The organism is Stenotrophomonas sp. 99219_Sma, from assembly GCF_056480785.1.
The window spans coordinates 1,972,163-1,997,881 of the sequence record NZ_CM151117.1 but is presented as its reverse complement, the minus strand read 5'-3'; the positions used below and the strand labels follow the sequence as shown (position 1 = coordinate 1,997,881).

Genomic DNA, 25,719 nt, shown 5'->3' with positions numbered 1-25,719 from the left:
TCGTGCGCGGAACTATTTTGTCCGTGGCGGGCCGGCATACGGGGTCGGATCCCCTCAAGGAGGGGCCCTGACCCGACTGCATCCAGATGGAGTCAGAGCCCTTCTGCGAAGGGATCCGACCCGGGGCTTGCGATCAGGCGTCCAGCGCCTGCCGCAGCGCGGCTACGGTGGCGGTGGCGGTCTGGCTCCAGTCCGGGTCCAGCCCTCGCAAAGCCGGGTTCTGGAACTGCATGGCCGAGCGCCGCAGGCCCTTGGCCGAGGCGTGCAGTTCGGTGCAGCCGGTCTGCCTTGCCACGGTAGCGATGTTGCCCGGTGCCAATCCGGCACCAGCCATCACCGTAATGCGGCCTGCTGCCTGGGTAACGAGGCCTGCCAGCACATCGGCACCCGCCTCGGCACTGACCTGACCGCCCGAGGTCAGCACGCGCTGGCAGCCCAGCCCGATCGCCTGCTCCAGCGCGGCGGGCAGATCGCGGGCGGCATCGAAGGCGCGATGGAAGGTCACCTGCAACGGCCCGGCAGCCTGCACCAGCTCGCGGCACAGCGCCACGTCGATCCCGCCCTGTACATCCAGCGCGCCGATCACCACGCCATCGCAGCCCAGTGCGCGGCACTGCGCGATGTCACGCAGCATCAGTTCGGCTTCCAGCCCGTCGTAGTGGAAGTCGCCCGGGCGCGGCCGCACCAGCACGAACAGCGGAATCGACAGGCGTTCGCGGGCAATCGCAATGCTGGCGAACGACGGTGTGGTGCCGCCTTCGGCCAGGTTGTCGAACAGCTCGATGCGGTCGGCACCGCCGGCCTGCGCGGCCAGCGCCGATGCCAGCGAATTGCTGGCGATCTCCAGGGTGAGCCGCGTGCTCACGTCTGGGTGCTCGTGTAGATCGATGGCGAGTCGCGCAGGTCATCCTGGCGCTGCCCATCGCAGACCGCGTAGACAAAGCCGCGATGCAGCGCGTAAGCGCCGACCTCGCCCTGCTTGTTCATGGCCAGGAAGCAGACCTGCAGTGTCTTGCTCGCTTCCGGGCGCTTGCGCACCACGCGGTCGATCGCTTCGCGGCAGGCCTGCGCCGGCGAGCGCCCCTGGCGCATCAGCTCGACCACCAGGAACGAGGCGGCGTTGCGGATCATCTCTTCACCCACGCCCGAAGCAGTGGCCGCGCCCACGTCGTTGTCGACGTACAGGCCGGCACCGATGATCGGACTGTCGCCAACGCGACCGTGCAGTTTCCAGGCCATGCCGCTGGTGGTGCAGGCACCGGCCAGGTGGCCCTTGGCATCCAGTGCCAGCATGCCGATGGTGTCGTGGTTGTCGCTGTTGCCGGGAATACCGCGGCGCTCGGCATTGATCTGCGGCTGGTACTTCTCGGTCTTCAGCCACTCGCGCCAGGCGGCTTCGGCCTGCGGCGTCAGCAGGTGCTTGCGTTCGAAGCCCTGCTGCACCGCGAACTGCTGCGCGCCCTCGCCCACCAGCAACACATGCGGGCTGTTTTCCATCACTTTGCGGGCGACCGACACCGGATGCAGGATGTCGACCAGCGCCGCCACCGCACCACAGCGGCCATCGCCGTCCATGATGCTGGCGTCCAGGCTCAGCACGCCGTCGCGATCCGGATTGCCGCAATGGCCGACGGTGGGGTTGCACAACTCGCTCTCGGCCCAGCGTGCGCCAGCTTCGACCGCATCCAGCGCGCTGCCGCCCTGCGCCAGCACCTTCCATGCGGCCTGGTTGGCCGGTACGCCGAAGTCCCAGGTCGAAACCACCCTGGCCCCACCCTGCGTGCGCGCCTGCACGCCCGGCAATGCCGCCATGCCTGCGGCCAGTGCACCGGCCTGCAGGAACTGCCTGCGATCCACCATCGTCCCCTCCCAGTCTGCAATGCATGGCCGGCCCGATGCCGGCCCTGCCGATCAGTCGTGCGTGGGTTGCCGCGCTGCGTGCCAGACCGCTGCACCGAGCACACCCAGCTGGCCGTGCTCCACCCGCCACACCGGTACCTGGCGCAGCACTTCGGTCAGCACACCCTTGTTGAGGAATCGCTCACGGAAGCGGCCATCGGCCAGGAAATCCTGCACATGCGCGGAAATGCCCCCGGCCAGATACACCGAGCGCGCGCCGACGGCGATCGCCGCGTCGCCGGCCAGGCTGCCCAGCCAGGCACAGAACACCTGCAGCGTTTCCACCGCCAGTGCATCCTCGCCGCTACGCGCGGCGCCAATCAGCGCCTCGGTGCTGGTCCACACCGGGGTGACACCGCGCAGTTCGCACAGGCACGGGTACAGGTTCATCAGGCCACTACCGGACAGCACGCGCTCGTTGTCCACGTGCGGCCAGCGCTGCAGCAGCTTGCCCAGCACCTGCAGTTCCAGCGCGTTGCCGGCGCCGAGCGCGGCATGGCCGATCTCGCTGGCCAGCACCGGGCGCTCGCCATCGGCGAAACGCAGCGCGGCACCCAGGCCGGTACCGGCACCCAGCACCAGCGCCGGGAAGGCCTGGGCTGGATCGGCGTCGCCGTTCAGCGGCACCAGGGTTTCCGGCTGCAGGTACGGGATGGCCAGCGCCACCGCTTCGAAATCATTGATCAGCTGCAGTTCGCGCAGGCCGGACTGTTCGCGCGTGGTCGACAGCGAGACCGTCCACGGCAGGTTGGCATTGATCAGCACATCGCCATCGAGCAGACCGGCGATGGCCACCACTGCGGTCTGCACCGGCTGGCCGAGACCAGCGGTGAAATCGGCCAGGATCGCGGCCAGGCTGGGGTGCTCGGCGCAGGCATAGGTGCGATGGCTGCCCAGCAGCGGCGCCTGGCCGGGTTGGGTCTCAGCCAAGGCCAGACGGGCGAAGGTGCCGCCGACATCGGCGACAACGAGACTGCGCGGAAGACCGCCGCGGGCGGAGTCGGTGGAAACCGGGGACGCTGCTGCGATGGTCACGCTGGCCTGCTTGGATCGATTGAATCGCCCCGATTCTCAGGCATCGGGGCGGCTTTGCCTAGCACGCCGATGGTTCAGGTTGGCCTACATGCCTTCCTGTTCGGCCACCTGCACACCATCCACCAGCACGCGCAGGCGCTGCGGGCGGAAGCCGGCAAACAGCAGCGGCCGGGTGCGCTCGACCAGCACTTCGTGGCCGGCGATGTGACGCAGCCACGACTGTACCAGCGAGAACGAGAAGTGGGTGCCCGGATGCAGCGGGTGCTGCACCCAGACCTTCTCGGTGGCGCTCTGCAGCAGCATCGCGCCGGTGAACCAGTGGCGGCTCAGCGTCACCGGCGTGGTGCCGGCCATGAAGCGGATATCCATGCGGGGTCCTTTCGCGTTGGGCAGCGGCGCCCTGGATCAGGGCTGGGCAGTCTGCAGGCTGTAGCTGGTGGTGGCGGTGAACACTGCACCATCAGGCTGGGTGGAGCGTACCTCGACCTTGTGGTTGCCCACCGCCAGATCGGTCGGCAGCGCGCCACGCCACAGGTGCGGCGATGCAGTGGCCTCCGGCGAGCGGTCGTAGCCTCGCAGATTGTTTGCAAGATCGTCGGCCACATTCTCCACCATCAAGCGCGGATCGGGCTGGCTGACCTGCTTCATCGGCTGCCAGGCGCCGCCATCCACGCGGTACTCGACCACGCTGGCATCCTCACCCATGTAGACATTGGCGTAGACACCCCACGCCGGGTAGGCGCCCTGGCGCAGCACCTTGGGGGCATGCAGGCCGATCTGCTCACTGGCCGGTTGGCCGGCCACGCGGTACTGCAGCTTGTAGCTGCCATTGCCAGCCACGTCGAGCAGCGCATAACCCTTCGGCGTGCCATCGCTCATGGTGCTGTCCGGCACGCCGGCGGCATTCTTCACGCCCGACCAGAACGCACCGCAGTTGGCACCGACGTTGTATTCGTGCAGCGGCTTGTCGCCGTTCCAGCCCTCGGCCTTGCCGTGGTAGACGTGCTGCTGGGTGTGGCTGTGGCCGCTGAGCACCAGCACGTTGCGGAAGTCCTTCAGCAGGTCGAACAGGCGCTGGCGGTCGGCGTGACGGAAGGTCTCGCGCCCCGGCGCCGCGTCGAACAGCGGGATGTGCATGCCCAGCACCAGCAGGCGGTCCTTGTGCAGGCCCTTCAGGTAGCTGGCGAGGAAAGCGAACTGGTCTTCGCGCAGGCCACCGACATACTTCGGCTTAGCCTTGGGGTCATACACCACGTCGTCCAGGAACACGAAACTGGCGCCGCCCTCTTCCACCGCGTAGGTGTCCGGGCCGTAGATGTTGCGCCAGCTGTCCAGCGAATGCTCATCGCTGGCCGCATCGAAGTCGAGGTCGTGGTTGCCCGGCACGTGGAACCACGGCACGCCAAGCTGGGTAGTGACCTTGTTGATCGCCGGGTACAGGGCCAGGTCGTCGTTGACGATGTCGCCCAGGGTGGTGCCCATGCGCGCCCTGGTCTGGCCAACCAGCGGCGCCACGATCGACTGCTGGTAGTAGCCGATGTCCTTCAGGCTGGCGGTCTGCGAATCGGTGAACACCAGCATCTGGAAACCACGGCGGCTGTCATGGCGATCCGACTGCAGGGCGAAATCCCAGTTGCGGGTGACGTCGCTGGTCGCGGCGATGCCACCGTACTTCAGTGCCGGTGAACCGTTCGGGCGGTAGTGGCGCCAGAACGAAGGCAGGCCGTCGGTGGCCTTCGGGAAGGCGTACGCATCAGGCTTGATCACAAATACGGTCTGGCCGTCGCGCACCGGCAGGCTGTAGCTGCCGTCGGCGGCGGTCTTGACGATGGCCTCGCCGTTGGAGACCTGCACCCCGGCCAGGCCCGGATCGGTCGCACCGCGCCCGGATTTGCCGTCGCGCTCCAGGTAGACCTTGCCGCTGACCACGGTGTCCGCGGCCCAGGCCGGCGAGGTCAGCAACAGGCAGCACAGCCAGGCGGCAGGCAGTTTCATGGGCGGTCCGGGAAAGAAAGACCGCCTATTGTAGATTCCGTTGATGACATCGCGCACGCGGTGGCGCATTGCCGGTAGTGCCGGCCGCTGGCCGGCATCCAGCCGATGCCCGACGATCATGAGGTTGCCGGCCAGAGGCCGGCACTACCGTTCCTCAACGATGGCGCTTTTCCAGCACCGCCCGCGCATCATCCAGCGACAACCCGCGCGCGCGCAGCAGCACCAGCAGGTGATACAGCAGGTCCGAGGCCTCGCCCAGCAACGCCTCGTCGTCCTGTGCCACCGCCGCCAGCGCCGTCTCCACGCCCTCCTCGCCCACCTTCTGCGCGATGCGGCGGATGCCGCCCTCGAACAGGCTGGTGGTGTAGCTGCCTGGCGGGCGCTGTACCTCACGCATCGCCACCAGCTGGCCCAGCCCGCCCAGGAAGTCCTTCGGCGCATGGTCGAAACAGCTCTCGGCGCCGGTGTGGCAGGTTGGCCCCGCCGGGCGTGCCATCACCAGCAACGTGTCGGCATCGCAGTCGACACTGATCGACTGCACCACCAGCACGTTGCCGGACTGCTCGCCCTTGGTCCACAACCGCTGCTTGCTGCGGCTGAAGAAGGTCATGTGACCGATGGCCAGCGTGGCCGCCAGCGACTCGGCACTGACATAGCCCAGCATCAACACCTGCAGGGTGTCGGCATCCTGCACCACCGCCGGCAACAGGCCTTCGCCCTTGCCCCAGTCCAGCGCCTGCAGTGCATCCAGTGATGGCTTCACTTCAATAGACATCCCGCACCTCGATCTGCTGTCCGCGCAGGTAGCGCTTCAATTCTGGAATGGCGATGGCGCCGCTGTGGAACACACTGGCCGCCAACGCGCCGTCGACATCGGCCTGGTCGAAGGCCTCGCCGAAGTGCTCCATCGCACCGGCACCGCCGGAGGCGATCAGCGGCACCTGGCACAGTGCCCGCGCCTGCTGCAGCTGCGCGACATCGTAGCCACGGCGCACACCATCGCTGTCCATGCAGTTCAGCACGATCTCGCCTGCGCCACGCCGTTGTGCTTCGACAATCCAGTCCAGCGTGCGCAGCGCCACCGCTTGGGTCTTGTCCGGGTCGCCACTGAAACGGCGAACCCGCCACTGGCCATCCGCCTCGCGCACCGAATCGACACCGACCACCACGCACTGCACGCCAAACTCGTCTGCCAGCTCGGTGATCAGCTCCGGGCGACCCAGCGCCGGCGAGTTGATCGACACCTTGTCGGCACCGGCGAACAGCACGCGGCGCGCGGTTTCCACGCTGTCGATGCCACCGGCCACGCAGAACGGAATATCGATCAGGCGTGCGATGCGCTCGATCCAGGCGACGTCCACCGAACGCGCTTCGGGGCTGGCACCGATGTCATAGAACACCAGCTCGTCGGCGCCCTGGTCGCGATAGCGCTGGGCCAGTTCGGCGATGTCGCCCATGTCGACGTGGTCGCGGAAGCGCACGCCCTTGACCACGCGACCATCGCGCACGTCCAGGCACGGAATGATGCGTCGGCTCAACATGCCAGCGCCTCCGCCAGGTCCATGCGCTGCTCCAGCAGCGCCTTGCCGAGGATCGCACCGCCGCAACCTGCGGCACGGGCTTCTGTCACATCGGCCACGTCACGGATACCGCCGGAGGCCTGCACGGCCACGCCCGGCAGCAGCGCCGACAGGTGCTGGTAGAGGCTGATGTTGGGCCCGGCCAGCATGCCGTCGCGGGCGATGTCGGTGCACAACAGGTGGCGCATGCCGGCACGCGCATAACGCTGGGCCAGGTCATCCAGGGTCACGCCGGCGTTCTCGGTCCAGCCGTGCACCGGCAGCTGCCATTGGCCCTGGGCATCCTGGCGGGCATCCAGCGCGATGGTGATGCGCTCGGCACCGAACTCTTCCAGCCAGCCGACCACGTCGTCGGGGCGGCGTACTGCCAGCGAACCCACCACCACGCGGCCGGCGCCGGCATCGAGGATGCGCGCCACGTCGTCGCGGCCGCGCACGCCACCGCCGGTCTGCACCTGCAGCGGCGTCTGCGCACGGATCGACGCCAGCAGTGCCGCAAGGGTGTAGCCACCGGCACGCGCAGCGTCCAGGTCGACCAGATGCATCCACTGCGCGCCCTGCGCAGCGAAGGCCTGTGCACGCGGCAGCGGATCGTCGCCATACGAGGTTTCCTGCGCGTAGTCACCCTGGCGCAACCGCACCACGCGGCCGTCGCGGATATCCAGCGCGGGGTAGACGATGAAACTCATGCAGCAGTGCCCTCGAGGAAGTTGCGCAGCATCAGCGAACCGGTCTCACCGGAGCGCTCGGGGTGGAACTGTGCGCCGTAGTAACGCCCCTGCTCCACCACGGCAGTGAACAGGCCACCGTGGTCGCAGGCAGCAACAGTGTGGGTATTGAGTGGCGCCGCATAGCTGTGCACGAAGTAGGCGCTGGCGCGCTCCGGCACGCCTTGCAGCAGCAGCGATTCGCGCAGCGGGAGCAGGCGGTTCCAGCCCATGTGCGGCACACGGATGCCGCAGGCCGGCACCAGCTTGCGCACCACGCCGGGAATCAGTCCCAGCGCTTCTACGCCGGCCTCTTCGGAGCGCTCGAACAGAAGCTGCATGCCCAGACAGATGCCCATCAACGGCACTTCCAGCCGCTGCAATGGTTCCACCAGACCCTGCGCATGCAGGCGCTGCATGCCGGGACCAGCGGCGCCGACGCCGGGCAGGATCACCCGCTGCGCACCGACCAGGCCATCGGCATCACGCACCAACCGCACCGTTGCACCCAGGCGCTCCAATGCGTAGCGCACCGAGCCCAGGTTGGCACCACCGGCATCAATCAGCGCGACGTCACTCACAACGCCCCCTTGGTACTCGGCAGTGCCGTGCCCTGGCGGGCCAATGCCGGGCGCAGTGCGCGCGCCAGTGCCTTGAAGCAGGCCTCGACCTTGTGGTGGTCGTTGTCGCCGCGAACCTGCAGGTTGAGGTTCAGGCCGCTGGCATCGCACAGCGAACGGAAGAAGTGCGGCACCAGCTCGGTCGGCATATCGCCCACGCGCTCACGCTTGAACTCGCCCTCGAACACGAAATAGGGGCGGCCGCTGAAATCCAGCGCAGCGCTGGCCAGGGTCTCGTCCATCGGCAGGGTGAAGCCGTAGCGGCCGATGCCGCGCTTGTCGCCCAGCGCCTCGCGCAGGGCCTGACCCAGCGCCAGCCCGGTGTCCTCAATGGTGTGGTGCTCGTCGATGTGCAGGTCGCCTTCGGCCTGGATGTCCAGCGCGAACCCGCCGTGCTTGCCGATCTGTTCCAGCATGTGGTCGAAGAACGGCAGTCCGGTGGCGATGCGCGCATCACCGGCACGGTCCAGATCCAGTTCAACGCGGATCTTCGTCTCCTTGGTGTTGCGCTGGACCACCGCGGTGCGTGGCGCGTCGGCCAGTGCGTGGGCGATGCCCGGCCAGTCCCACTCGCCACCGAACTGTTCGGTGCGCAGCTGGAAGCCACGGATGTTGAGGTTGTCGGCGAACTGCAGGTCGGTGATGCGGTCACCAACCATGCCCGAACGCGCCCAGTCGATGCTGCGGTCCTGCAGGTAGCCTGTCATCAAGCCGATGCCCGGCTTGCGGGTCGGCGCCTTGTCCTGCGGCCAGCTGCAGTCGATCAGCACGTCACGGAAGGTGATGCCCTGGCTTTCGAAGATCTGCAGCATCAGGTCGTTGGGGCCATCGAAGCTGGCGCGCGGGTAACTGTCGCTGCCGAGGCCATCCTGATTGGTGACGATCACGAACTGGTAGCCGGCATCGCGCAGCTTCAGCAGCGCCGGAATCACCTGCGGCACGAAGCGCAGCTTCTCGTAGGCGTCGATCTGGAAATCGGACGGCTCCTCGATGAGGGTGCCGTCGCGGTCGATGAACAGGATCGGTGTCATGCTGCGGCCCTCCGCGCCGACAGGGCCGCAAGCACGCGGTCATTCTCTTCGGGGCTGCCGATACTGATGCGCAGTGCATCACCCAGCTGCGCCGCGGCGCGCTGGTCGCGCACCACCACACCGGCATCCAGCAAGGTGTCGAACGCTGCCTGCACATCAGCGAAGCGGACCAGCAGGTAGTTGCCGGCCGAGCGGTACACGCGGCGAACGCCAGGCAGGCCCGGCAGCACCGCGAACAGGCGCTCGCGCTCGGCGATGACCGTGGCCACGCGCTCGGCGGTGCGTGCCAGTGCGGCCGGCTGCAGCGCCTGCACGGCCAGCTCGGCGCACGGGGTCGGCACCGGGTACGGCGCCTGGCAGCGCCGCAGTACGGCAATCAGTTCCGGCGCGGCGATCAGGGTGCCGATGCGCGCGGCCGCAAGTGCGTGCGCCTTCGACAGCGTGCGCAGCACCGCCAGGTTGGCATGCGCGGCCAGCAGCGTGGCCGCTGACGGGCGCTGCGCATACTCGACATAGGCCTCGTCCACCACCACCAGCGCCTGCCCACGCAGAGCAGTGGCCACGCGCTCGATCTCGTCCAGGGCGATGTCACTGCCGGCCGGGTTGGACGGTGCGCACAGGAACACCAGCTTGGCGTTGCGCGACTTTGCCGTATCGATCACAGCATCCAGATCGGCACGCAGGCCGTCTTCGGTATCCACCAGGGGCACTTCAATCAGTGCGGCGCCCTGCAGGCGCGCGCAGACCGCGTACATGCCAAACACCGGCGGCGTGACCAGCACGCCATCGCGGCCCGGCACGCACAGGGCACGCACCAGCAGATCAATGGCTTCGTCGCTGCCACGGCCGATCAGCAGCTGCGGCGGCGTCACGCCGTACAGCGCCGCCAGGCCCTCACGCAACGCCAGCGGCTGTGGTTCCGGATAGCGCCGGCTGTTGCCCGCCGCATCAGCCGGATTGGCCCAGGCCGACTCGTTGGCATTCAACCAGACCTCGCCCTGCACCGCCGCGCTGCGCGCCGAACTGTAGCCGGCGAAGGCCTGCAGATCGGGGCGCACCAGCGCCAGCACATCATCGATATCCGCGTTCATGCCGCCGCCTCCATGCGAAGCGCAACCGCACGCTCATGCGCATCCAGGCCTTCGGCGCTGGCGATGATGCGTGCGCAGCCGCCGATTGCCGCCAGGCCGGCAGCGCTGGCGCTCTGCACGCTGATCAGGTTCTGGAAGCTGGCCACGCTGACGCCGCTGTAGGCACGCGCGGCACCCGCAGTGGGCAGCACGTGATTGGTGCCGCTGCAGTAGTCGCCCAGCGCTTCGGGGGTGTAATCGCCCAGGAACACCGAGCCGGCCGCCTGCACCTTGTCCAGCCACGCGCGCGGATCGCGCAGGGCCAGGATCAGGTGCTCGGGCGCATAGCGGTTGCTGATCGCGAAGGCCTCGTCCAGCGAATCGACCTGGATCAGCCGCGACGCCGACAACGCCTGTCGCGCGATCTGCTGGCGCGGCAGCAGGGCCACCTGGCGCTCCACCTCTGCCTCGACCGCCGCCAGCATCGCGGGGTCGTCGGTCAGCAGCAGTACCTGCGAATCCGGACCGTGCTCGGCCTGCGACAGCAGGTCGGCGGCAACGAACGCCGGATTGGCGCCGGCATCGGCGATCACCAGTACTTCGGAGGGACCAGCCGGCATATCGATGGCGGCGGCGCCATCCTGTGCGACCTGCTGCTTGGCTTCGGTGACGAAGCTGTTGCCGGGCCCAAACAGCTTGTCGCAGGCCGGAATGCTGGCCGTGCCATAGGCCATCGCGGCGATCGCCTGCGCGCCGCCCAGCTTGAACACGCGCTGCACGCCGGTCAGGCGCGCGGCCACCAGCACTGCCGGATCGGCGCTGCCATCGGCGCGCGGCGGCGTGCACAGCACCACCTGCGGGCAGCCGGCCAGCTGCGCCGGAACGCCCAGCATCAACGCGGTGGACGGCAACGGCGCGCTGCCGGCCGGTACGTACAGGCCCACCCGGCCGATCGGGCGCAACATGCGTTCGCAGACCACGCCCGGCGCGGTTTCAACTGCATAGCCTTTGCCCATGCCAGCGGCGTGGAAGCGCGCGATGCGTTCGGCGGCTTCGACCATCGCCTGTCGCAGTTCGGCGGGCACGGCGGCTTCGGCAGCGGCGAATTCGGCTTCGGAAACTTCAAACGAGGCCAGCTCGACACGGTCGAAACGTGCAGTAATCGCACGCAATGCGTCGTCGCCCTGCGCGCGCACCTGTGCAATCAGGGCCGCCACCGCGTCACGGGTCTGCTGCGCCACGGTCTGCACCGGGCGGGTCAATGCCGCGCTGCGCGCGGCCTCATCAAGTCGGGACCAGATCAGACGGTTCATGCCAGCGACCGCTCCACGCTCAGTACCATCAGGCCCTGCGCACCCGCGCGCTCGAGTTCTTCCATGCGCTGCCAGCTCAGCGGGCCGGGGCACATGGTCTGCAGGCGCAGCGCACCGCCATCGGCCGGCAACCGCACCAACGGCTCGGCATCGGCCAGCAGCTGCGCCAGCGCGTCGACGCGGTCCTCGCTGGCACGGAACATCAGCAGCTTGCGGTCCTGGCGCTGAACCACGCCGTCGAGGCGGCGCAGCAGCATCGCGCGCAGCGATGCACGTGCATCATCCGGCGCGCGCACCGCGCCGGCCAGCACCGCCTCGCTGTCGAGCAGGTTGTGCACCGGGGTCAGCTGATTGGCGCGCAGGGTGGCGCCGCTGGAGACCAGATCGCAGATCAGGTCGGCGGTGCCCAGGCGCGGGGCGATTTCCACCGAACCGGACAGCTCGACCACCTGTGCGTCCACGCCCTGCTCGGCCAGCCACTGCTTGAGGATGGCCGGGTAGCTGGTGGCGATGCGGGTGCCGGCCAGCTGCGCCGGACCCTGCCACTGCCATTCCTCGGGCACCGCCAGCATCAGCCGGCACTGGCCGAAGCCCAGCCCGCGCAGCGCCTGGTAGGCGTCCGGCAGGCCGATCTGACGGCGTGCCGCGGCCTGTTCGTCCAGCTCGTTGCGGCCGACGATGCCGAGGTCGCAGACGCCGTCGGCGATCAGGCCGGGGATGTCGTCGTCGCGCACCAGCAGCAGGTCCACCGGCAGCGATTCGCCGTAGCAGAACAGCTTGTCGCGGCTCTCGCGCCAGCTCAGGCCGCAGGCGCTGAGCAGGTTGCGCGCGGGTTCGGCCAGCCGGCCACTCTTCTGGATGGCGATACGCAACCGGTCTCGTGCCGGCGCTGCCTGGGTTGCACTCATGGGGGAGGTCTCGAAGTTCGGAACGGGGCGCGGATCAGCGCGAAGCAAGGCGGTCGATGGCGGCGGCATAGCCTCGATGGCCATGCTCAAGCGTGCGTGCCACCCGTCCGGTGGTGGTCACGCTGACGCCGGTGCGCTCGTGAATCTCGCGGTACGGCACGCCCTGCTGCAGCAGCGGCACCACCTTCCAGCGGTCGGCCATGGCTTCCAGCTCGGCCGGGGTGCACAGGTCACGCAGGAAGGCTTCGACCTGTTCCGGCTCGCGCAGGGCGGCAAAGGCTTGGGCCAGGGCTTCCAGGTCGGCCTTCGGGTCTTTGGCGGCAATCTCGGGGCGGGCTTTCACGGGGTTGTTTCCATGCATCAATGTAATAGCGCGTTAGTACATTAACGCATTCTTGCGCAGTGCGTCAAATCGAGGGTTGAGGGGGCGGCAGGGCTGCTGCCCTGCACCCGCAGAGGCAAGAGCCAGAGCAACAGCAAAAGCCGGTTTCCTGAGCGTTGGCGGGCAGGGTCCGGTGGCAGGGGACGCCGTAAACCCGTCCATGGGGGCTTGGTCGCGGCATCCATGCCGCTCACACCCCTGCCACCGGCCCCACCCCGCCTTCGACAGTTTCCCGTGATCTTTCAGAACGGCGTGGGTCGGATCGAAACCGGCTTTTGTAGAGTCGAGCCATGCTCGACTGCTGTTCGCCCTAAAACGCAGAACGCCCACCAAAAGGCGGGCGTTCTGCTTTCAAATCAACAACCTGGCCCGACTCAGGGCAGGCAGCGCACCTCGGCCTGCAGCGCTCCGCGCCGCAGGCATTCGCCGAACAGGCTGCCCTGCCGGCTCGGCAGGGACTGGATGTTCTCCAACGCCCCCGCTCCCGCCCGGCACGTCCGCGAGGCCAGGGCCTGCAGATCGTCCTCCAGCTGCGCGCGATCGATCGCATGGCAGCGATCAACCACCAGCCGATACTGCCCTGGCCCGATCCGCGCACTGCGCAGCACCGGATCACTCTGGCAGCCCGCCAGCAGAAGCACGCTCAGCACTCCTGCGGCGGCAGGCTTCACACCATCGCCTTGGACTGCTCCAGCTCCACCAGAAGGGTGCTGGCCAGTTCGTCGCGCGACACTTCGAACTGCTGCTCGCGCAGCAGGTCCTTCACCGCAACCACACCGCGCGCCAGTTCATCCTCACCCGCCAGCACCACGAAGCGGATGCCTGCCTTGGCCGCGTACTGGAACTGCTTGCCGATCTTCTTCGGCTCCATCTGCACTTCGGTGTTGATACCACCGGCACGCAGGCGGCGGGCAATGTCCAGCGACTGCGGTATGCCCTGCTCGTCCATCAGTGCAACCAGCGCCTGTACGCTGCTGGCTTCGATGCCGTCGATCAGGCCGGCCTCACGCAGCTGCCAGAACAGGCGCGACAGGCCGATGGAGATACCGACGCCCGGCAGCTTCGACTTGCTGTAGTGGCTGGCCAGGTCTTCGTAGCGGCCGCCCGAGCAGATCGAGCCGATCTGCGGGTGGTCGGTCAGCGTGGTCTCGTAGACGGTGCCGGTGTAGTAATCCAGACCGCGCGCGATGGAGAAGTTCAGGCAGTACGCGGTTTCCGACACGCCCAGCGCCTGCACCAGCTGCAGCACTTCGCGCAGTTCGGCGACGCCGGTGCGCAGGATCTCCGAAGAACCGGCGTCGGCTTCCAGCGTCGCCAGCTGCGCCAGCGCATCGGCATGGCCCTGCGAACGCACGGCGACGAACGCCAGAATCTTCTCGACCTGTTCTGCCGGGATGTTGAAGCCCTCGCCCACCAGCGTCTCGCGCACATAATCGGCGCCGCGCTTGTCCAGCTTGTCCACTTCGCGCAGCACCGCCAGCTGGCGCTCGCCTTCGGCCACGCCCAGGCTCTCGAAGAAGCCGCGCATCAGCTTGCGGTTGTTCAACTGGATACTGAAATCACCGATGCGCAGTTCAGAGAACACCGCATGGATGACCGCCAGCACTTCGGCGTCGTACCGCACGCTCAGGCTGTCCTTGCCGATCACGTCGATGTCGCACTGGTAGAACTCGCGGAAACGGCCGCGCTGGGCGCGCTCGCCGCGGTAGACGCGCTGCATCTGGTAACGGCGGAACGGGAAGGTCAGTTCGTGTTCGTGCTCGGCCACGTAGCGCGCCAGCGGCACGGTCAGGTCGAAGCGCAGCGCCATTTCCGGCAGCGAGCGATCGCCTGACTCGGCCGCGTTCGCCAGCGCCCCGGTGGACTGCACGAAGTACACCTGGCGCTCGGTCTCGCCACCGGACTTGGTCAGCAGCACGTCGGACAGCTCGAACACCGGCGTCTCCACCGGCAGGAACCCGAAGCGCTCGTAGTTGCGGCGGATGACGTCCAGCATGCGCTGGAACGCAATCTGCTCGCGCGGCAGCAGTTCAAGGGTGCCGGGCGGGGTACGGGGCTTGATCACGGGCGGAACTCCTGCTGGAACGGGACGTGGGAGGGGGCGACATTCTAGCGCCCCCGCCACGGGCAGGGTCGAACGGCCGCTTGAAGTATCATAAGGCCCTCCCCGCCCGCGATACGCCCCCCGCAACATGTCACGGCCTTCCGGCGCTCCGCCCGCCACCAACGATCCCGCCTCGCCGTCCTGCACCACGCTGGACTGCCTGCACTGCTCGGTTCGCCACCTTGCGGTGTGCTCGGCGCTGTCGCCCGATGAAGTGCAGGCGCTGGAGCAGGTCACCGTCTCGCAGCAGGTCAGCATGGGCAGCACGCTGGCCCGCACCGGCGAAGAGCGCGACCATGTCTATACATTGACCGGCGGCGCACTTCGCCTGGTGCGCACCCTGGCCGACGGCCGCCGTCAGATCAACGGCTTCGTGCTGCCCGGCGACTATCTGGGCCTGAGCGGCAGCGACCACCATCGCTACGACATCGAGGCTATCGCCGACAGCCGCGTATGCCGCGTCGCGCTGCCACAGATGAAGGCACTGCGCAGCCGTTTCCCGCACCTGGAGCGCAAGCTGCTGCAGCGTGCCTGCCAGGAACTGGATGCCGCGCAGGACGCCGCGCTGGCACTGGCGCGCCTGCAGCCGGCCGAGAAGCTGGCTGATTTCCTGCTGCGCCTGGCCGCGCGCGAGGCCAAGCTGGGCGGCGACGGCCTGCGCGTATCGCTGCCGATGGGCCGCGGCGATATTGCCGACCATCTGGGCCTGACCATGGAAACGGTCAGCCGCACCTTCACCAAGCTGCGCCAGCAGGGGTTGATCGCCCTGCCCCACCTGAACGTGGTGGAGATCCTCGACGAGGATGGGCTGCGCACGCTGGCCGGTGAAGGGTTGATCTGACCGTATCGCGGTCCGTGGGGTTGCCGGCCAGCGGCCGGCACTACCCGAATGCATTTCCCTGGTAGTGCCGGCCGCTGGCCGGCAACCGCGTCCCTCTCCGATCAGCGCAGCAGTACCTCACGCAACGCCGCGTAATCGGCCGCCAATGGCTCGGCGTGCGCCGGCCGCTGCAGCAACGCATCCAGCGCAGGCGGCACCGCCACCCCTTCGCCGATCAGCGGCTCGACCACGGCCTCGAACTTGGCCGGATGCGCCGTGGCCACCACCGCCCAGTCGCCCTTGGCACCGCGTGCACGCAGGTCCTGCAGCACCTTCACCGCCGTCGCCGTGTGCGGACAGAACAGCTCGCCATTGCTGGCATGCGCCGCCGCAATCGTCGCGCGGATGGTCACGTCATCCACCGCGAACGCACGGAACGCAGCACGCAGTTCCGCGTCGTCGCCGTGGTAGAGCCAGCGCATTCGCTCGAAGTTGCTCGGCGCCCCCACATCCATTGCATTGGCCACCGTCGCCACACTGGCCTGCGGCTGGTAGTCGCCGCCATTGAAGTACACCGGCAGCACGGCATTGGCATTGGTGGCCAGCACGATCTGGCCGATCGGCACACCCAGCGCGCGCGCCAGCACGGCCGCCATCGCATTGCCCAGGTTGCCGGTCGGCACCACCAGATTGAGCCGGCGACGATGCGCCGCGTAGTGGCTCAACGCCGCATGCGCGTAATAGCTTATCTGCGGTAGCAGTCGGCCCAGGCTGATGCTGTTGGCCGAGCTCAACGGCACCTGCGCCTGCAGTTCGCGGTCAGCCAGTGCCTGCTTGACCATCGCCTGGCAATCGTCGAACGCACCCGCCACACGCAGGGCCTGGATGTTGTCGCCGAAACAACCGAGCTGATGCGCCTGGCGCGGAGATACGCGGCCATCCGGATACAGCACCACCACGCGCACGCCGGGCTGGCGATGGAACGCCGCCGCAACGGCGGCACCGGTATCGCCGGACGTGGCCACGACAATGGTCAGGTCACGGTCCTTGCCGGCCTGCAGCCGCGACAGCGTACCGGCCAGGAAGCGCGCGCCGATATCCTTGAACGCCGCCGTTGGCCCGTGGAACAGCTCCAGCACGTGGTCGCCGTCACCGAGCGCACGCAGCGGCACCGGAAAGTCGAACGCCTCACGACAGATCGCCGGAAGCGCAGTCTCGAGTGCATCGCCAGCAAAGAACGGCATCAGCAGATCGGCGGCGGTATCGGCCAGGGTCGCCCCGGCCTGCAGCTCGCGTGGCGCCGGCAGCATCTGCGGAACATACAGCCCGCCATCGGGCGCCAATCCGGCGGCGATCGCCGCGCTGAGGCCAACGGCCGGAGACTGGCCGCGGGTCGAAACAAATTGCATGGGTTCGGTATCCAGTAAAAGGGAAGGATTCAGCACAAGCGAGCTCCCGGTGCATCCAGCGGCGACACCCAGGCGTCACTGTCGAAACCTGCGGCTGCAAATGCGGCCTGCACCGGTGTGGCGGCGGTACGCGCCTGGTCGGCATCCTCGAACCAGGCGAACACGCTGGGACCGGCACCGGAAATGCCCGCGCCCATTGCATTGGCCGACAGCGCCGCATCACGTGCGGCTTCGAAGCCGGCAATCAATCCGGCCCGGCGCGGCTCCACCAGCACGTCGCGCAGTCCCGCGCGCACCAGTGCGGCATCGCTGCGATGGCAACCACTGAGCACCAGTGCGAGGTTCGCGCTCTGCGCCACAAACTCGCCCAGCGCATAGCTGCCCTGCAGGGCCTGGCGTGCGCGGCGTGTTTCCAGCACCGCATGCGGATGCACCAGCAGGCTGTGCCAGGTAGCCGGCACCGGAATCGGCAGCAGCCGGTCGGCCGTGCACAGCGCAAGACCACCCAGCAGCAGCGGCCCCACGTTGTCACCGTGGCGGCCACCACTGGCCACCGCCTCGCCATCCAGCGCAAACGGATACAACGCCTCGCGCGACAGCGGCACATCCAGCAGCGCGTTGGCGGCGACCAGCGCCGCAACACTCGACGCTGCCGAACCGCCCATGCCGGAACCGAACGGAATGCCCTTGTCGATCTCCACCGCGAAACCGAAGTCCAGGCCCAGCCCTGCGCGCAGCGACATCAACGCCGCACCCGCAGTGTTTCCAGCCGCATCCAGCGGCAACTCAATGGCACTGCCGCGGATCGCCTCGATGCGCACCAGCGGCTCATCGATGCGGCGCACGCTCACGGTATCGCCAATGCCGGCAATGGCATGGCCGAGAATATCGAAGCCCACCGCCACGTTGGCCACCGAGGCAGGCGCGAACGCACGTGCGATCACAGGCGCGCTCCTTCACCGGCCGCGACCCGCAGCAGGTCGGCAAACACACCCGCCGCGGTGACTTCCGGGCCGGCGCCCGGACCCTGCACCACCAGCGGATTGTCGCAGTAACGGCGGGTGCGGAACTGGACCACGTTGTCGGTCAGCCGCAGGTTGGCGAAGGCATGATCGGCCGGCAGTTCCTGCAGGCCGACCGAGGCGCCGTCGGCACCCAGCCGTGCCACATAGCGCAGCACCGCCCCCCGCGCCCGCGCGTCCTGCAGGCGCTGCAGCAGGCTGGCATCAGACTCACCCAGCCGCGCCATGAACTCATCCACGCTGCCATCGCGCAGCAGCGCCGGCACCAGGCTTTCCACCTGTACCTGTTCCAGGCTGAGCGCGTGGCCGGCTTCGCGGGCCAGGATCACCAGCTTGCGCGCCACATCCACGCCCGAAAGATCATCGCGCGGGTCCGGCTCGGTGTAGCCCATCGACCGCGCCTGCGCGACCAGCTGCGAGAACGGCTGGCTGCCATCGAAGCGGTTGAACAGCCAGGCCAGCGTGCCGGAGAAGATGCCTTCAATCGCCAGCACCTCGTCACCGGTATCGACCAGATCGCGCAGCGTGGTGATCACCGGCAGCCCGGCGCCGACCGTGGCCTCGTAGCGGAAACGCGCACCGCTGGCAGCGGCGGCAGCGCGGATGCGCTGATAGCGCGCCAGCGGACCGGCACCGGCCTGTTTGTTCGGGGTGACCACGTGGATGCCGGCGGCCAGCCAGCCCTCATAGCGCTCGGCCACCTCGGCACTGCCACTGCAGTCGATCACCACCGCATGCGGCAGGTGGGCGGCCAGCAGGTGTTCGGTGAAACGATCCAGATCGCTGGACTCGCCCGCTTCGCGCAAGGCCTCCCGCCAGTCGGCGTGCAGGCCATCCACTTCCAGGCGCATGCGCGAACGCGAAGCCAGCGCGCGAAGGCGCAGATCCACATTGGCCTTGGCCAGCAGCTGCGGGCGTGCGGCCAGCAGCTGGTCCAGCAGTGCGGCACCGACGTTGCCCGGCCCGATCACACCGACCGCAAAGGTCTGCGGCGACAGCCAGAAGCCGGCATGTGCAGCGCGCAAGGCGCGGGTGGCATCGGCACTGTCCACCGCCACCGAAATGTTGCGTTCGGACGAGCCCTGCGCGATCGCCAGGATGTTCACCTGCGCACGGCCCAGCGCCTCGAACAGACGTGCGGCCACACCGGGCTGGCCGGCCATGCCGTCACCGACCGCGGCCAGCACGCTGACGCCTTCGCTGACCTGCACGCGCTGCACCTGGCCCACCGACAGCTCATGCGCGAACGCGTGCAGCAGTGCCTCGCGGCCACGGCCGGCTTCAGCAGCACGCACCACGCAGCAGATCGAATGTTCCGACGAACCCTGCGAGATCATCACCACCGACACCTGCGCCTGACGCAGGGCGGCAAACACACGCTCGGCGGTACCGGGCACACCGATCAGCCCGGTGCCTTCCAGGTTCAGCAGGGCCAAGCCGGGGCTCAGGGTCAGGCCCTTCACCGGCCCACGCGGCGAGCGCTCGGCACTGATGCGCGTCCCCGGATGCGCCGGCTGGAACGTATTGCGGATGAAGATCGGCAGGCCAAGGCGGATCGCCGGCGACATCGTCTGCGGGTGCACCACCTTGGCGCCGAAATAAGCCAGCTCGCAGGCCTCGTCGTAGCTCAGCGACTCCAGCTGCACCGCCTCGGGCACCAGCCGCGGGTCGGCCGACAGCACGCCGTCGACATCGGTCCAGATGTGCAGTTCATCGGCGTTGAACAGCGCGGCGAAGATCGCGCCGGAGTAATCGCTGCCGTTGCGGCCGAGCGTGGTGATGCGGTCATGACGGTCACGGGCGACGAAGCCGGTAGCGACCAGGCGTGGCTGCGGATGCTGCAGGCGCCACTTGGCCAGGCGGTCGGCGCTGGCTTCCCAGTCGACATCCACGCCCAGTTCGCCATGCCCCACCACCAGTACGTCGCGCGCATCCAGCACTGCACAGTCTGCGCCCAGCGCCTGCAGGTGCGTGCCGAGCAGCTGCGCGGAAAACACTTCGCCCAGGCCCTGCACGCGGTCGAGTACTTCGCGTGGCAGCTCGCCGATCACCGCCAACGCTGCCAGCACGTCGGCCAGTTGATCGAAGCGGGCGTCGATCCATTCGACGGTCTCGCCCACCTGCTCGCCCAGCAGCGCCACAGCGGCGCCACGATGGCGCGCGCGCAGCGCATGCCAGGCCTCGCGCCAGCCTTCGTCCCTCTTGGCTGCCAGCTGGGCCAGATCGATCAGTGCGTCGGTGACGCCCTTCATCGCCGAGACGACAGTGACCTGCAGCGATTCGGGGCGGGCCAGCAGCAGGCCGGCAACATGGCGGTAGCGTTCGGCATCGGCCACCGAGGTGCCGCCGAACTTGTGCACGACGATGGACGGTGCAGCCAGATCGGCCGGGGCAACGGGATGAGCGGGGGCGTGGGAAGACATGCAGACCTCGGTAGGAGGCCCCGTCGCATGCAGGTGTCGAGTTTCCCCGCCACCTGTATGGTGCGGGGCCGTGGTTTTCGGGAGTTACACGAAGACGACGGGCCGCACCAGGGCAGTGGTGACGGTGGTGGTGGTAATGGTGGTGGTGGCGACCGGCGCAGTCGAACGGCCCGCAGTAGCGGGGGCGATCAGGCTGGCGTGGGCGGCATCAAGAACCATGACGCACAGAAAACACCGTGCGCCGGGCCGCTGTCAAGTGCTGCGGTGCAAAAAGTCGTTGCCGCGATCATCGGCCAACGTGCCGACATTTGGTTGCATCTGAGACAAAGCGGCCATCAGTATGCTTGACGGCCGCATTCAGCCGGCATGTTCGGCGATCGCGCGGGGCGTGCGATGCGCATGCGCGCACAGCATCACGCCGGCCACCAGGAACACGATCGCCAGCGCTTCGAGCAGCGAGGGCCAGCGCTGCTGCCAGGCGAATGCGTAGAGCAACGCGAACAGGGTCTCGAACACGATCATCTGGCCGGTCAGGGTCAGCGGCAGCAGGCGGCTGGCACGGTTCCAGAACGCATTGCCAAGGATCGAGGCGACCACCGCCACACCCGCGCTGATCGCCCAGAAACCACTCCACTGCGCCGCCGTGTGCCCGCCGGTGTGGCCGATGAAGGCCATCGGCACCAGCAGTAGAGCCAGGCCGCCGGTGGTGACACCGGTCAGCAGCGACCAGTCGTGGCTGGACAGATCCGGTCGGCGCGCCAGCCAGCGGCTGTTGCCGATCGAGTACAACGCCCACGAGAACAGCGCGCCGAACGCGCACAGCAGGCCGATCAGGCGCTGCCGCCACGGTGTCGCGAGGTGCTCAGACATCAGTGCTTCCCAGCCAACCAGTGCCACGCCCAGCACGCACAGGCCCAGTGCCGGCAGCAGCTGCTTGAGCGGCACCGCGCCCTGCTCGCGCACACCGACCAGGGTCACCACCACCGGAATCAGGCCGACAATCAAGGACGCCGCCGCACCGCCGGCCCACTGCACCGCCGTCGCCAGCAGCAGGAAGTACACCAGGTTCCCGGCCAGGCTCAGCCACAACAGGCCGATCCACTCGGCGCGGCCCAGCCGTGGTGCCAGCCGCTTCCAGCGCGGCAGCAGCAGGGCTACAGCGATCAGACCGTAGACCAGATAGCGGCCGGCCGACAGTTGCAGGGCATTGAACGACTGCAGCACGGCGGGCGCGAGGAAGACCACGCCCCACAGCGCGCCAGCGGCAACGCCATTGGCGATGCCCAGGGCCATCGGGTTGTTGCGCATTCGGGTTCTTCGGGGGGAGAGAACAGGCCGCGCAGTGTAAGCGCTGGCCGCTGGGCGCTCTTGACCGAGGCTACTGCCCTCCCGCCTTTGTAGCGTCGAGCCATGCTCGACTGCCGTTCGCGAGGTGGTCGGTGCAGAAGCAGTCGAGCATGGCTCGACGCTACAGTCCGGCGTTCCTGCGCCACGCGGCGGGGGTCTGCCCACACTCACGGCGCAGCGCGCGGGTCAGTGCGCTCTGCTCGGAATAGCCTGCGGCCAGCGCGATATCACTGATCGGCGCCGTGCTGGTGCGCAGCTGGTGCTTGGCCCAGCGCAACCGGCTTGCACTGAGCCAGGCCTGCGGGCTGAGCCCGAACTCACGCTGGAACAGCGCGTGCAACCGGCTCTCGCTGACCCCGACAGACGCGGCCATGCGCGCCACCGGCCACGCCTGGCCCGGATCGGCCTGCACTGCCGCACACAGTCCCTGCATGCGCGCGCCACTGCCGGCCGGTGCAAATACCTGCAGCAGCTGCGGCAGCAGGGCCGGCATCGGCTGCCCGTCCTGCACGCCCGCCAGGCGTTGTCGCAGCGCATGCGGCAGGTGCAGCCAGCGCTGCCGGCACAGATGCTCCTGCGTGCCGTCATCAAGCACGCCGGGAGGACAATCGACGATCACGAAACCGTTCGGGCCATCGGCCATCTGGTCATGCGCTTCGCCGGCCGCAACGAAAACCCCCTGCAGCAGGTCCAGGCGGCCACCGCGGCCTTCCATCTCGAAGTGCAGTTCGCCCTGCAGCGGCAGCACCCATTGCGCGTAGTCATGGCGGTCCAGGCCGGTGGCCTGGCCGTAGTGCCGCAGATGGAAGATGGCGCCCATCCGCGCAGTGTGCGCGTGTAGCAACGGCCGTGCAAACCGCTGCTATAGTCGAGCCGTCATCCAACGCAGGGAGTGCAGGACATGACCCATCGGCAGGTGTCACTGATGCTCGCCACCAGCCTCGGCTTGGCGCTCGCAGCTTCGGTCTCCGCACAGGAGCGTACGCCCCCGGCCCCGCACTGCATGGACGCGGTCGGCGTGCAGGAAGTGGAGCAGGCATCACCGCGCTCGATCGCACTGCGCGCCGCCTCCGGACAAGCCTATCGCATCGACTTCAGCGAGGATTGCCCCGGCGTCCGCGGTGCCACCTCGCTTAAGCTGGAAGTACCTGCCGGCTGGGCCTGTGGTCGTCCCAGCGAACGCGTCGTGGTCGACGGCCGCCACTGCGGCATCACCGCGGTCACCCCGCTGCAGGATCGCGATTACGCCAGCGTCGCCCGCGACAGCGACCGCCTGCGCACGGCTACCCTGCCCGCCGTGACCATCCGCGAGCGCAGGGAAATCCGCCGCAGCTTCGGCGGCTCACCGTCGTACTGCTTTGCCACCCGCAACGTGCGTGCCTGGTCATCCGACCCGCAGGGCATGCTGGTGGAGACCAATCCGCGCCGCAATGGCGGCCACCGCTACTACCGGGTCGAACTCGGCAGCCACTGCCGCCAGCTCGACCGTGCGCCGCAGCTGAGCTTCCACTCGGGCCTGCAGAACGGCCTGATCTGTGGCAATCCCGGCGATCGGATCATGACTGCCGAGTTCGAGACAGACGATCTGCGCGGTGAAAGCATCGCCCCACTGCCGCAGTACACCCGCGGCAGCTGCACGATCCAGGCGGTCTACCCGGCCTCCAGCCAGGCGTCGAACTAACCGTCGACGCCAAGGAAGGTGAACGGTGCGCTGGGCACGAACTGGCCCAGTGCATCGCCGGCAAAGGTGTTGCGCTGGTCCTTGCCAAGATCGAGCTTGAGCACCTGGCCGCCGAAATCGACCTTGTTCAGATCGACCCAGAAGGTGTTCGGGGTCAACGCCGACTCGAAGAAGTACAGCCGCCGCTTGTGATCGGCCACCGTGCGCCAGCGCGTGGATGAGATGTTCGGCTCACCCGGCGTGGTGATGCCATACGGCACCGACGCATTGCGGATCACGCTGAACACACTGGCCAGCGCCTCCACCGGATCTTCGGCCTTGGGAATGGCGTTGATGTAGAACGAGGCGCGCGCGAAACGATCGGCGGAGCGGTTGGTGCCCGGCAGCATCACCGTGCCGCCGATCTGCTGCCAGTAACTGTTGAGGGCCAGCTGCTGCTCGAAGATCGGCGAGTTGGTCATCACCTGATAGCGGCGGTCATGGTGAATCACCTGGCGACCGCCGATGTACTCGACGATGGCGCTGTCGCCGGTGGCATCGGACAGCGACAGGTGCAGCGTCGCCTGGCGGTCTTCGCCCGGCACCTTGTCGGTGACGATCGAGTACGGCTCACGCTTGAGCGCCGCGACCGCCTCGTCCACGGTGGCGAAATTGTCCAGCACATACTGCGCCCACAGCGAGATCGCCAGTCCCGGCTTGTTGCCACGCTGCTGCGGATACTCCGATTCCACCAGCCACAGCAGGTTGGCCACCAGCCCCTTCTCGTTCATGCCATCGGTGGTCGACACGTCGTAGCCGGTGGCCACCACGCTGCCGTAGCGCGCAGTCCAGGCCAGCGATTTCGGACCGGCCAGGCCGGTGCGTGCGATGCCACGCGGCAACACGTAGAGGTTGGTCGCTACATCGACCTTCCAGTCCATCGAGCGCGCAGTGATCACATCGCCGTTGTCGCCCCGATACACCGCACGCGTGCAGGCCAGTGCCGGCGTGATCGCAGATGCCAGCGCCATGGCCAGCATTGCCTTTCCCTTCCACTTCATCCGTGCCATGTCGTTACGCTCCTTTCCCCGTGGTCCGTCGATCTGACCCGATCCATGGTGACACAGGGGTGAAGCCTCAGCGCACGAAGCGATCGTGCAGCCAGAAGCCCACCACCATGGCAGGCACGAACCACAGCGCTTCACGCGATGCGACAGCCAGCCCGGCGATGGCCGGTCCGGGGCAGTAACCAGCCCATCCCCAGCCGATACCGAACAGTGCAGCGCCCAGCAGCAGGCGAGCATCGACATCACGTGCATTGGGTAGCTGGAAGCGCAGCGCGAACCACGGCTGCGCGCGTCGCAGTACCCAGCGCTGCCCGACGGCACTGACCAGCAGTGCCGAGCCCAGCACCCACATCAACGTCGGATCAAAATCACCGGCCACATCCAGGAAGCCGAGTACGCGACGCGCGTCGGTCATGCCCGAGAGCGCAAGCCCCGCGCCAAACAGCGCACCTGCCACCGCGGCGGCCACGACCGCGCGGCTCATGCCAGGCCTCCGCCGTGACGGACCAGGAACGTGGTCAGCATCGCGCAGGCCATGAACACCAGCACTGCCAGCAGCGAGCGCTTCGAGCCGCGGGCCATGCCACAGACGCCATGACCACTGGTACAACCACTCCCCAGGCGCGTGCCGAAGCCCACCAGCAGGCCAGCGCCGATCAACTGCCAGGCAGGCAAGGCATCGCGCAGCAGCACACGTGGCGAGGCCTCGGGCAGCGACTGCCACCACAGCACCAGCCCCGCTGCTGCGAGCAGCCCCAGCAGGAATGCCCAGCGCCAGCCACGCTCGCCTTCCGCTGCGCGCAGGCTGCCCGCAGCGATCCCACTGATACCCGCCACGCGCCCGACAGTGGCGAGCAGCAACACCGCGGCGGCGCCGATCAGCGCTCCGCCAGCCACCGCAGTCCATGGCAGGTTCATGCCCTGCCCTCTTTCACGCCGCTCATGGGATTGCCCCTTGATTTAGATTTATCTAAATTAGACACTTCTAAACAAAAAGGTCAACCATGGCCCGCACCCCGCTCGACAGCGCCGCCATGGCCGAACACACCGCCGAGGCTGCAGCCCTGCTCAAAAGCCTGGCCCATCCTGCGCGGCTGCGCGTGCTGTGCCGCCTGGTCGAAGGTGAGGCACCAGTGCCGGAACTGCAGGCACTGACCGGACTCAGCGCATCAGCGCTGTCACAGCATCTGGCGGTGCTGCGCGGACTGGATATCGTCGCGACGCGTCGCGAAGCACAGGCCATCCACTACCGCGTGATTGAAGGGCCCGCACTGGGCGTGCTGCAGGCGCTGCATGCCGCCTACTGCGGTGGCACTTCGCGTTGACG

The 25,719-nt window shown here is 68.0% G+C and carries 28 protein-coding genes; 4 read left to right on the top strand and 24 right to left on the bottom strand.

What is annotated here, in order from left to right; genetic code table 11:
* Positions 1–133: 133 nt before the first annotated feature.
* From ACZK13_RS09245 to hisS, 16 genes are all read right to left on the bottom strand, one after another.
* Positions 134–865: a copper homeostasis protein CutC gene (locus ACZK13_RS09245; protein WP_478482474.1), complete on the bottom strand. Its 732-nt coding sequence runs from the start codon at positions 863–865 to the stop codon at positions 134–136.
* Positions 862–1,860 (bottom strand): glycosylasparaginase, encoded by a 999-nt coding sequence (locus ACZK13_RS09240; protein ID WP_423162788.1) that lies wholly within the window; start codon positions 1,858–1,860, stop codon positions 862–864. The genes ACZK13_RS09245 and ACZK13_RS09240 overlap by 4 nt, the downstream gene beginning before the upstream one ends.
* A gap of 51 nt (positions 1,861–1,911) precedes the next feature.
* Complete coding sequence (locus tag ACZK13_RS09235; protein WP_478445763.1) at positions 1,912–2,934, bottom strand: glucokinase; 1,023 nt, start codon at positions 2,932–2,934, stop codon at positions 1,912–1,914.
* Between the two features lie 84 nt (positions 2,935–3,018).
* Positions 3,019–3,303, bottom strand: a complete 285-nt coding sequence (locus ACZK13_RS09230) for a hypothetical protein (RefSeq protein WP_005409434.1) — start codon at positions 3,301–3,303, stop codon at positions 3,019–3,021.
* A 36-nt stretch (positions 3,304–3,339) separates the two neighbouring features.
* A complete protein-coding gene (locus tag ACZK13_RS09225) occupies positions 3,340–4,929 on the bottom strand; it encodes a calcineurin-like phosphoesterase C-terminal domain-containing protein (RefSeq protein ID WP_478482473.1) in 1,590 nt (529 codons plus the stop codon).
* 154 nt (positions 4,930–5,083) lie between these two features.
* Entirely contained in the window at positions 5,084–5,704 is a 621-nt protein-coding gene (gene hisIE, locus ACZK13_RS09220; RefSeq protein WP_478482472.1) for a bifunctional phosphoribosyl-AMP cyclohydrolase/phosphoribosyl-ATP diphosphatase HisIE, read from the bottom strand.
* Entirely contained in the window at positions 5,694–6,470 is a 777-nt protein-coding gene (gene hisF, locus ACZK13_RS09215) for an imidazole glycerol phosphate synthase subunit HisF (protein WP_478482471.1), read from the bottom strand. The genes hisIE and hisF overlap by 11 nt, the downstream gene beginning before the upstream one ends.
* Positions 6,464–7,198, bottom strand: coding sequence for a 1-(5-phosphoribosyl)-5-[(5-phosphoribosylamino)methylideneamino]imidazole-4-carboxamide isomerase (gene hisA / locus ACZK13_RS09210; protein WP_125892826.1), 735 nt, complete (start codon positions 7,196–7,198; stop codon positions 6,464–6,466). The genes hisF and hisA overlap by 7 nt, the downstream gene beginning before the upstream one ends.
* Positions 7,195–7,797, bottom strand: coding sequence for an imidazole glycerol phosphate synthase subunit HisH (gene hisH, locus ACZK13_RS09205; RefSeq protein ID WP_049424731.1), 603 nt, complete (start codon positions 7,795–7,797; stop codon positions 7,195–7,197). The genes hisA and hisH overlap by 4 nt, the downstream gene beginning before the upstream one ends.
* Positions 7,794–8,867 (bottom strand): bifunctional histidinol-phosphatase/imidazoleglycerol-phosphate dehydratase HisB, encoded by a 1,074-nt coding sequence (gene hisB / locus ACZK13_RS09200; protein WP_180847202.1) that lies wholly within the window; start codon positions 8,865–8,867, stop codon positions 7,794–7,796. The genes hisH and hisB overlap by 4 nt, the downstream gene beginning before the upstream one ends.
* Positions 8,864–9,958, bottom strand: a complete 1,095-nt coding sequence (gene hisC, locus ACZK13_RS09195) for a histidinol-phosphate transaminase (protein ID WP_478482470.1) — start codon at positions 9,956–9,958, stop codon at positions 8,864–8,866. Before hisC ends, hisB begins: the two co-directional genes overlap by 4 nt.
* On the bottom strand, positions 9,955–11,250 hold the full coding sequence (gene hisD, locus ACZK13_RS09190) for a histidinol dehydrogenase (RefSeq protein ID WP_478482469.1): 1,296 nt from the start codon (positions 11,248–11,250) through the stop codon (positions 9,955–9,957). Before hisD ends, hisC begins: the two co-directional genes overlap by 4 nt.
* Entirely contained in the window at positions 11,247–12,158 is a 912-nt protein-coding gene (gene hisG / locus ACZK13_RS09185) for an ATP phosphoribosyltransferase (RefSeq protein ID WP_032129944.1), read from the bottom strand. Before hisG ends, hisD begins: the two co-directional genes overlap by 4 nt.
* A 34-nt stretch (positions 12,159–12,192) precedes the next feature.
* Entirely contained in the window at positions 12,193–12,501 is a 309-nt protein-coding gene (locus tag ACZK13_RS09180) for a YerC/YecD family TrpR-related protein (RefSeq protein ID WP_088025802.1), read from the bottom strand.
* A 413-nt stretch (positions 12,502–12,914) separates the two neighbouring features.
* A complete protein-coding gene (locus ACZK13_RS09175) occupies positions 12,915–13,181 on the bottom strand; it encodes a hypothetical protein (protein WP_253146079.1) in 267 nt (88 codons plus the stop codon).
* A gap of 26 nt (positions 13,182–13,207) precedes the next feature.
* Entirely contained in the window at positions 13,208–14,605 is a 1,398-nt protein-coding gene (gene hisS, locus ACZK13_RS09170) for a histidine--tRNA ligase (protein WP_253146080.1), read from the bottom strand.
* A gap of 127 nt (positions 14,606–14,732) precedes the next feature.
* Between hisS and ACZK13_RS09165 the strand changes: the two genes are divergently transcribed.
* Positions 14,733–15,485: a Crp/Fnr family transcriptional regulator gene (locus tag ACZK13_RS09165; protein ID WP_032127414.1), complete on the top strand. Its 753-nt coding sequence runs from the start codon at positions 14,733–14,735 to the stop codon at positions 15,483–15,485.
* 101 nt (positions 15,486–15,586) lie between these two features.
* On the opposite strand, the gene thrC is transcribed toward ACZK13_RS09165, so the two are convergent.
* From thrC to thrA, 3 genes are read right to left on the bottom strand one after another with little or no spacing between them, the layout of a single operon-like run.
* Complete coding sequence (gene thrC, locus ACZK13_RS09160) at positions 15,587–16,873, bottom strand: threonine synthase (protein WP_253143648.1); 1,287 nt, start codon at positions 16,871–16,873, stop codon at positions 15,587–15,589.
* 29 nt (positions 16,874–16,902) lie between these two features.
* A complete protein-coding gene (locus ACZK13_RS09155) occupies positions 16,903–17,817 on the bottom strand; it encodes a homoserine kinase (RefSeq protein WP_201118982.1) in 915 nt (304 codons plus the stop codon).
* Complete coding sequence (thrA, locus tag ACZK13_RS09150) at positions 17,814–20,318, bottom strand: bifunctional aspartate kinase/homoserine dehydrogenase I (protein WP_478482468.1); 2,505 nt, start codon at positions 20,316–20,318, stop codon at positions 17,814–17,816. The genes ACZK13_RS09155 and thrA overlap by 4 nt, the downstream gene beginning before the upstream one ends.
* Before the next feature lie 27 nt (positions 20,319–20,345).
* Here thrA and ACZK13_RS09145 point away from each other — a divergent pair, with 27 nt between their 5' ends.
* A complete protein-coding gene (locus tag ACZK13_RS09145; RefSeq protein WP_162292257.1) occupies positions 20,346–20,666 on the top strand; it encodes a hypothetical protein in 321 nt (106 codons plus the stop codon).
* A gap of 9 nt (positions 20,667–20,675) precedes the next feature.
* Here ACZK13_RS09145 and ACZK13_RS09140 read toward each other — a convergent pair whose 3' ends face one another.
* Complete coding sequence (locus ACZK13_RS09140) at positions 20,676–21,626, bottom strand: DMT family transporter (RefSeq protein ID WP_049462024.1); 951 nt, start codon at positions 21,624–21,626, stop codon at positions 20,676–20,678.
* 160 nt (positions 21,627–21,786) lie between these two features.
* Positions 21,787–22,485 (bottom strand): helix-turn-helix domain-containing protein, encoded by a 699-nt coding sequence (locus ACZK13_RS09135; protein ID WP_049462025.1) that lies wholly within the window; start codon positions 22,483–22,485, stop codon positions 21,787–21,789.
* Positions 22,486–22,566: 81 nt separating this feature from the next.
* On the opposite strand from ACZK13_RS09135, the gene ACZK13_RS09130 reads away from it, so the two are divergent.
* The gene (locus ACZK13_RS09130; protein ID WP_253143646.1) at positions 22,567–23,346 is read left to right on the top strand and encodes a DUF6491 family protein; all 780 of its coding nucleotides are present in this window, start codon (positions 22,567–22,569) and stop codon (positions 23,344–23,346) included.
* On the opposite strand, the gene ACZK13_RS09125 is transcribed toward ACZK13_RS09130, so the two are convergent.
* From ACZK13_RS09125 to ACZK13_RS09115, 3 genes are all read right to left on the bottom strand, one after another.
* Positions 23,343–24,395, bottom strand: a complete 1,053-nt coding sequence (locus ACZK13_RS09125) for a linear amide C-N hydrolase (protein WP_032127421.1) — start codon at positions 24,393–24,395, stop codon at positions 23,343–23,345. The two genes, ACZK13_RS09130 and ACZK13_RS09125, sit on opposite strands and share 4 nt — an antisense overlap.
* Positions 24,396–24,462: 67 nt before the next feature.
* Complete coding sequence (locus ACZK13_RS09120; protein ID WP_478482467.1) at positions 24,463–24,876, bottom strand: DUF6691 family protein; 414 nt, start codon at positions 24,874–24,876, stop codon at positions 24,463–24,465.
* Positions 24,873–25,310, bottom strand: coding sequence for a YeeE/YedE family protein (locus ACZK13_RS09115; protein WP_032127423.1), 438 nt, complete (start codon positions 25,308–25,310; stop codon positions 24,873–24,875). Before ACZK13_RS09115 ends, ACZK13_RS09120 begins: the two co-directional genes overlap by 4 nt.
* An 86-nt stretch (positions 25,311–25,396) precedes the next feature.
* Between ACZK13_RS09115 and ACZK13_RS09110 the strand changes: the two genes are divergently transcribed.
* Positions 25,397–25,717 carry an ArsR/SmtB family transcription factor gene (locus tag ACZK13_RS09110; protein WP_180844078.1) on the top strand — a complete coding sequence of 107 codons (321 nt, stop codon included), beginning with the start codon at positions 25,397–25,399 and terminating at the stop codon, positions 25,715–25,717.
* The last annotated feature ends 2 nt before the right edge of the window (positions 25,718–25,719 follow it).

What these genes read in the sequence shown, in the direction of transcription:
- ACZK13_RS09240 (WP_423162788.1), bottom strand. Translation starts at nt 1,860, where the DNA reads ATGGTGGATCGCAGGCAGTTCCTGCAGGCCGGTGCACTGGCCGCAGGC.
- ACZK13_RS09230 (WP_005409434.1), bottom strand. Translation starts at nt 3,303, where the DNA reads ATGGATATCCGCTTCATGGCCGGCACCACGCCGGTGACGCTGAGCCGC.
- ACZK13_RS09225 (WP_478482473.1), bottom strand. Translation starts at nt 4,929, where the DNA reads ATGAAACTGCCTGCCGCCTGGCTGTGCTGCCTGTTGCTGACCTCGCCG.
- hisIE (WP_478482472.1), bottom strand. Translation starts at nt 5,704, where the DNA reads ATGTCTATTGAAGTGAAGCCATCACTGGATGCACTGCAGGCGCTGGAC.
- hisF (WP_478482471.1), bottom strand. Translation starts at nt 6,470, where the DNA reads ATGTTGAGCCGACGCATCATTCCGTGCCTGGACGTGCGCGATGGTCGC.
- hisA (WP_125892826.1), bottom strand. Translation starts at nt 7,198, where the DNA reads ATGAGTTTCATCGTCTACCCCGCGCTGGATATCCGCGACGGCCGCGTG.
- hisB (WP_180847202.1), bottom strand. Translation starts at nt 8,867, where the DNA reads ATGACACCGATCCTGTTCATCGACCGCGACGGCACCCTCATCGAGGAG.
- hisC (WP_478482470.1), bottom strand. Translation starts at nt 9,958, where the DNA reads ATGAACGCGGATATCGATGATGTGCTGGCGCTGGTGCGCCCCGATCTG.
- hisD (WP_478482469.1), bottom strand. Translation starts at nt 11,250, where the DNA reads ATGAACCGTCTGATCTGGTCCCGACTTGATGAGGCCGCGCGCAGCGCG.
- hisG (WP_032129944.1), bottom strand. Translation starts at nt 12,158, where the DNA reads ATGAGTGCAACCCAGGCAGCGCCGGCACGAGACCGGTTGCGTATCGCC.
- ACZK13_RS09165 (WP_032127414.1), top strand. Translation starts at nt 14,733, where the DNA reads ATGTCACGGCCTTCCGGCGCTCCGCCCGCCACCAACGATCCCGCCTCG.
- thrC (WP_253143648.1), bottom strand. Translation starts at nt 16,873, where the DNA reads ATGCAATTTGTTTCGACCCGCGGCCAGTCTCCGGCCGTTGGCCTCAGC.
- thrA (WP_478482468.1), bottom strand. Translation starts at nt 20,318, where the DNA reads ATGTCTTCCCACGCCCCCGCTCATCCCGTTGCCCCGGCCGATCTGGCT.
- ACZK13_RS09145 (WP_162292257.1), top strand. Translation starts at nt 20,346, where the DNA reads ATGCAGGTGTCGAGTTTCCCCGCCACCTGTATGGTGCGGGGCCGTGGT.
- ACZK13_RS09140 (WP_049462024.1), bottom strand. Translation starts at nt 21,626, where the DNA reads ATGCGCAACAACCCGATGGCCCTGGGCATCGCCAATGGCGTTGCCGCT.
- ACZK13_RS09135 (WP_049462025.1), bottom strand. Translation starts at nt 22,485, where the DNA reads ATGGGCGCCATCTTCCATCTGCGGCACTACGGCCAGGCCACCGGCCTG.
- ACZK13_RS09130 (WP_253143646.1), top strand. Translation starts at nt 22,567, where the DNA reads ATGACCCATCGGCAGGTGTCACTGATGCTCGCCACCAGCCTCGGCTTG.
- ACZK13_RS09125 (WP_032127421.1), bottom strand. Translation starts at nt 24,395, where the DNA reads ATGGCACGGATGAAGTGGAAGGGAAAGGCAATGCTGGCCATGGCGCTG.
- ACZK13_RS09120 (WP_478482467.1), bottom strand. Translation starts at nt 24,876, where the DNA reads ATGAGCCGCGCGGTCGTGGCCGCCGCGGTGGCAGGTGCGCTGTTTGGC.
- ACZK13_RS09115 (WP_032127423.1), bottom strand. Translation starts at nt 25,310, where the DNA reads ATGAACCTGCCATGGACTGCGGTGGCTGGCGGAGCGCTGATCGGCGCC.
- ACZK13_RS09110 (WP_180844078.1), top strand. Translation starts at nt 25,397, where the DNA reads ATGGCCCGCACCCCGCTCGACAGCGCCGCCATGGCCGAACACACCGCC.